This is a genomic window from Flavobacterium sp., assembly GCF_049318325.1.
Taxonomy (GTDB): domain Bacteria; phylum Bacteroidota; class Bacteroidia; order Flavobacteriales; family Flavobacteriaceae; genus Flavobacterium.
In genome coordinates, this window is the sequence record NZ_JBMOGQ010000170.1 from 1 (window position 1) to 4,237 (window position 4,237).

General features: G+C 34.5%; 9 protein-coding genes. 6 read left to right on the top strand and 3 right to left on the bottom strand.

Going from position 1 to position 4,237, the window contains the following annotated elements; all coding sequences use genetic code 11:
* Positions 1-111: 111 nt before the first annotated feature.
* Positions 112-402, bottom strand: a complete 291-nt coding sequence (locus tag ACOYLP_RS11070) for a DUF4160 domain-containing protein (RefSeq protein ID WP_422856230.1) — start codon at positions 400-402, stop codon at positions 112-114.
* Positions 403-1,061: 659 nt separating this feature from the next.
* Between ACOYLP_RS11070 and ACOYLP_RS11075 the strand changes: the two genes are divergently transcribed.
* The 3 genes from ACOYLP_RS11075 to ACOYLP_RS11085 all read left to right on the top strand — a co-directional run bounded on the left by ACOYLP_RS11075 (position 1,062) and on the right by ACOYLP_RS11085 (position 1,810).
* Positions 1,062-1,217: a lmo0937 family membrane protein gene (locus ACOYLP_RS11075; protein WP_422856231.1), complete on the top strand. Its 156-nt coding sequence runs from the start codon at positions 1,062-1,064 to the stop codon at positions 1,215-1,217.
* Positions 1,218-1,283: 66 nt separating this feature from the next.
* Positions 1,284-1,562: a hypothetical protein gene (locus tag ACOYLP_RS11080; RefSeq protein ID WP_422856232.1), complete on the top strand. Its 279-nt coding sequence runs from the start codon at positions 1,284-1,286 to the stop codon at positions 1,560-1,562.
* An 8-nt stretch (positions 1,563-1,570) separates the two neighbouring features.
* A complete protein-coding gene (locus tag ACOYLP_RS11085) occupies positions 1,571-1,810 on the top strand; it encodes a hypothetical protein (RefSeq protein ID WP_422856233.1) in 240 nt (79 codons plus the stop codon).
* 37 nt (positions 1,811-1,847) lie between these two features.
* Here the strand turns inward: ACOYLP_RS11085 and ACOYLP_RS11090 are convergent, their stop codons facing one another.
* The gene (locus ACOYLP_RS11090) at positions 1,848-1,940 is read right to left on the bottom strand and encodes a Sua5 family C-terminal domain-containing protein (protein WP_422856234.1); all 93 of its coding nucleotides are present in this window, start codon (positions 1,938-1,940) and stop codon (positions 1,848-1,850) included.
* 24 nt (positions 1,941-1,964) lie between these two features.
* Between ACOYLP_RS11090 and ACOYLP_RS11095 the strand changes: the two genes are divergently transcribed.
* The 3 genes from ACOYLP_RS11095 to ACOYLP_RS11105 all read left to right on the top strand — a co-directional run bounded on the left by ACOYLP_RS11095 (position 1,965) and on the right by ACOYLP_RS11105 (position 3,700).
* On the top strand, positions 1,965-2,264 hold the full coding sequence (locus ACOYLP_RS11095; protein ID WP_422856235.1) for a hypothetical protein: 300 nt from the start codon (positions 1,965-1,967) through the stop codon (positions 2,262-2,264).
* 139 nt (positions 2,265-2,403) lie between these two features.
* Positions 2,404-2,901 (top strand): hypothetical protein, encoded by a 498-nt coding sequence (locus ACOYLP_RS11100; protein ID WP_422856236.1) that lies wholly within the window; start codon positions 2,404-2,406, stop codon positions 2,899-2,901.
* Positions 2,902-3,076: 175 nt separating this feature from the next.
* Positions 3,077-3,700, top strand: a complete 624-nt coding sequence (locus ACOYLP_RS11105; RefSeq protein WP_422856237.1) for a hypothetical protein — start codon at positions 3,077-3,079, stop codon at positions 3,698-3,700.
* Between the two features lie 6 nt (positions 3,701-3,706).
* Here ACOYLP_RS11105 and ACOYLP_RS11110 read toward each other — a convergent pair.
* Positions 3,707-4,237, bottom strand: a 531-nt coding sequence (locus tag ACOYLP_RS11110) for an ATP-grasp domain-containing protein (RefSeq protein WP_422856238.1), incomplete at its 5' end; no start/stop codon positions are given.

Sequence of the window (4,237 nt, forward strand, 5' to 3'; positions counted from 1 at the left end):
CCCCAAAACCCCAAAACCCCTAAGAATAGATTAATAATATTTAATTATATAATTATATCAGAATAATTCATCTTGAAAACTAATCAACATGCTCAGTTTTATCAGTAGTATTCAAATGATCTTCATGCTAAATTTTATTGTTTTTACTTTTTTCCCTTCTTTACATTTTTCAAAACTATCCAAAAGCTCAGCCTGATGCAATTTAATAATTTTTAATGCTAACTTAATATCAGTATCGGTTAAAGTTCCTTTTTCAGCAACCTCAAGAGTCCTCAACCAAATCTTAGCTGATTTTTGTCTCATTCCTTTTTCTTTAACAATATGCAAATGAGGCGGCTCTTTCAAAACATCAAAGCTATAAATGAAAAACGTTAAAAACTTATAAATCGCTATTTTAGGCATAACATGTTTTTGCTAATTCATTTATCAAATTTAATGCCAATTATCTTAGCATTATAAAAAAGTAAAATTGACATAATATCCTCTAGAAAGTCCGAACTCCCGGTAATCGTCCCGACAAATAGAATGAGCCCCGGCTTCGGCCGGGATTTTGCGTTTAATAAGTTTGAAAGAGAGGTTTAATAAGTGTAAGACCTACCTGCCCTACGGGCAGGGTTTGGTAAGTTTAAAAGGTTTGAGAACTACCTATCGAAAGGCAAGGGATTATGATGAATAGGCTTTTGCTATACCATCATATGTCAATCCGTTAACCTGAAACATTCAACACTTGAAACATAAAAACATTTTTGACTGTGCAAAGCGAAGTCCATGATATTTTATTTCGAAAAAATGTATCTCATAACTGAACAATCGAACACCTATGTAGCTTGTTTACTCTTCAACATTAAAAAGCAATACATTTTTATTTTGACTTTGGTTTTATAAAATCAAAGTCCATTAACAAAAAACTTTTATCACATAAATAGATGTTTATAGTCAAATTGAAAAAATGTGCTGATGGTTATTTTTGAAATGAACGTAACCGTTGAAACAATACACTTGAATGCATAAACGTATTGCTGAATGGTTTACAATATATTATTCAAATTAAAATTTAATCAATGGGAAATCTACTCTACATTATCGCAGTCATTTTAGTCATTATTTGGGCAGTTGGATTTATAGGATTTCAACTGGGCTGGGTAATACATATTTTACTAGTGATTGCTGTGATTGCTGTTTTATTAAGAGTTATTCAAGGATCTTCGAATAAATAACATGATTGTGTCAAACACTAAAAATTCAAACAAATAAATCCATATAAAAACAAAAAAACAGTACGATTGTTAAAGTATATCATTCTTTTTTCAGCGTTTTTAATCTCGATTGGAGCAGATGGTCAGTCTCAGGCAAAAACAAAAAGAATGTTAACTGATGCAAAGAAAGCAAAAAGCATGTTTATTAAAACAGACGCCCAAATGGAAAATCTATTTAATAGCTCTTATGCTTATGTAATTTCTCCAAATGTGGGAAAAGGCGGATTTGGAATCGGGGAGCTTTTGGAAATGGTATTGTTTACAAAGACAAAGTTGCGATTGGAAGTGCAAAATTATCTCAATTAAACATTGGTTTGCAAGCAGAAGGACAAGGAGATAGAGAAGTCATTTTTTTTGAGAACAAAAGTAATTTTGATGAATTCAAAGAAAATAATTTAAAGTTATCAGCACAAATTTCAGCAGTAATAGCTAAAGCTGGAGCTAGTGCGAACGCAAATTATGCCAATGGAATTCTGATTTTCACTCAATCTAAAGGTGGGTTTATGTATGAGGTTTCGGTTGGTGGCCAAAAGTTCAATTATGAATCATTTTGATTTGAATGATCTCTTTTACTATATTTTTCGAATTCACTCAATTAGACGCCCTAATTAGCCGATCATTTATCGACTGACCCAAACCTTGATTCGGAAGTTTTTCGGCTATGATTAAATCGAGATTTTTCAAACTTTACAGAATGTTGGATCGGGATTGAGCAATACAAATCGAATCATTTCGCAATGTGCCAGCATAAATTCAGCGGCAAGAGTATGTGATAATTATACTTTAAACGGATTATCAGACTGGTTCTTGCCCTCTGTCGATGAATTGGAAATCATGTACAAAAGTTCAATCAATTTTTACAATTTAGCGAGCTTTTCATCTCAGGAAATCTGGTCTTCTTCCGAATTTGGCGCATCATCCTCTCACACTTATAATGCGTATTACGGATACAAAACAACCGAATCTAAGGGGCTTGGCTATAGAGTTAGACCGATTCGCAGATTTTAACCCTAGACGGTTCAATTGGATGAATTGCTTAATTGATGTTCTTGACAAAAGAATTTAATAGCAATGTTTTTTTTATCTAATTGGTATTTTGTTTAAACAAAATCATTAGTTTGCATTTAAATTTAAATTTAACCATTTTATGAAACTTTCTTCATTAGCAACTTTGGCACTAGTAGCTGCCATCGTTTTCTCCTCTTGCAAAAAAGATGATGCACCAGCTGCAGGTCCAGCCGCACCTTATTATGTAGGCAAATGGGGTTATAGCACAATTGTTGACACATTCTACAATTGGCAACAACTTGTTTACAACAACACCGTGCAACAAGATTCTACTAAATCTTACAGCCAAAGTACTACAGGTTACTACTTTGAGTTTAAAGCAGACAAAACCTTCAATCACTACCGACTTTCTGGTGGTGCAGCAGTAACAGGTACTGGTACATACACTGTTGATAGCACTGGCGTTGGTGCAACTCCACGTTTCAACATGATTTACAGCACAGCTCCAGACACAATCAGATACTACATCACTGGATCAACTGCAACCACTTTGCAACTTAACCGTCTTTTCGGAGCACTTACTTCTCCAACTGACACTGTTGTAATTGACAGATACTGGAATTTGAATAAGCAATAATCAACTTCTTATATTAAAGAGGCTGTCTCCCAAAAAGAGACAGCTTTTTTTTTCGACATATCATACCATCACTGTTAGATTCTATTTGCTTTTTCAAATAGCTGTTTCTTATTTTTTTTCGTTTGAATGAAAATAATTATTTAATGTTCACAATTGATTTGATAATTTCGTTTTAATGATTCGAAATAAATACCAAACCTCTTGCTATTGCCTCATCCTTGTGGCTTCTTTTTGTATTTCAATATCCAGTTGTAAAAAGGAAAATACAATAGCTAATCCAAGCAATACCGATACAACTTTTGTTGATACGGGGTTCATCACATATACCATACGTCAAGGCCAACAATACTGCGATCAAAATACACTTAAACTAACCAATCTTAGCTCTCAAAGTTTTGATGTAATTTTCGACTCCTCAGCTATTTATAGAACCATAGATCCTAACAATCAATACGATATAAATAAATTGTATGGGTTTTCTGAGGGATTCAATCATCAATACAATAGTGCAAGATTGGGTTGGAGATGGAGCGATGATTCGCTTCGATTGTTTGGATATGTTTACAATAATGGAGCAAGGATTAGCAGTGAAATATCAACCGTAACCATTGGAGATACCATCAGATGCAGCATCTCACTTCTCGACTCATTTTACCAATTTAGCGTAAATCAACGTGTACTTAATGTTTCAAGAACAGCAATTGGTACTATTGCAATCGGATACCAATTGTATCCTTATTTTGGTGGAGATGAAACAGCACCACAAGCTATCGCAATCAAAATAAAAGAACTCAGATAAATACCATCATACAACCTGAACTTCCGAAGCAAGGTTTTTCGCCAATTTTCTTAATTCCTGTACGTTGCAATCCATCGTATCGTTTACCAATACTACTGCCATTCTTCTATAAGGCCGAGTTGTAGGTTTTCCGAAAATTCGTATGTCTGTGTTTTTCGTTTTCAATATCTCTTCTACCCCGTTAATCTGAAAATTACTGGATTCTTTACTTGCCAAAACAACTGCACTAACGCCCGCTTTTTCCAATTTTATTTCCGGAATTGGCAATCCTAAAATGGCACGTGCATGTAATTCGAATTCTGAAAAATTTTGAGTTCCTGCTAAAGTCACCATTCCAGTATCATGCGGCCTTGGACTTAATTCTGAAAAATAAACTCCTTTGTCCGTCAAAAAAAACTCTACGCCCCATAACCCCGAACCGCCCAGATTGTTAGTCACTTTTTGAGCCATTTCGCAGGCAGATAAATAATCTTCCTGACTCATCGGGCATGGTTGCCAGCTTTCCTGGTAATCACCACGTTCTTGTCGGTGTCCTAT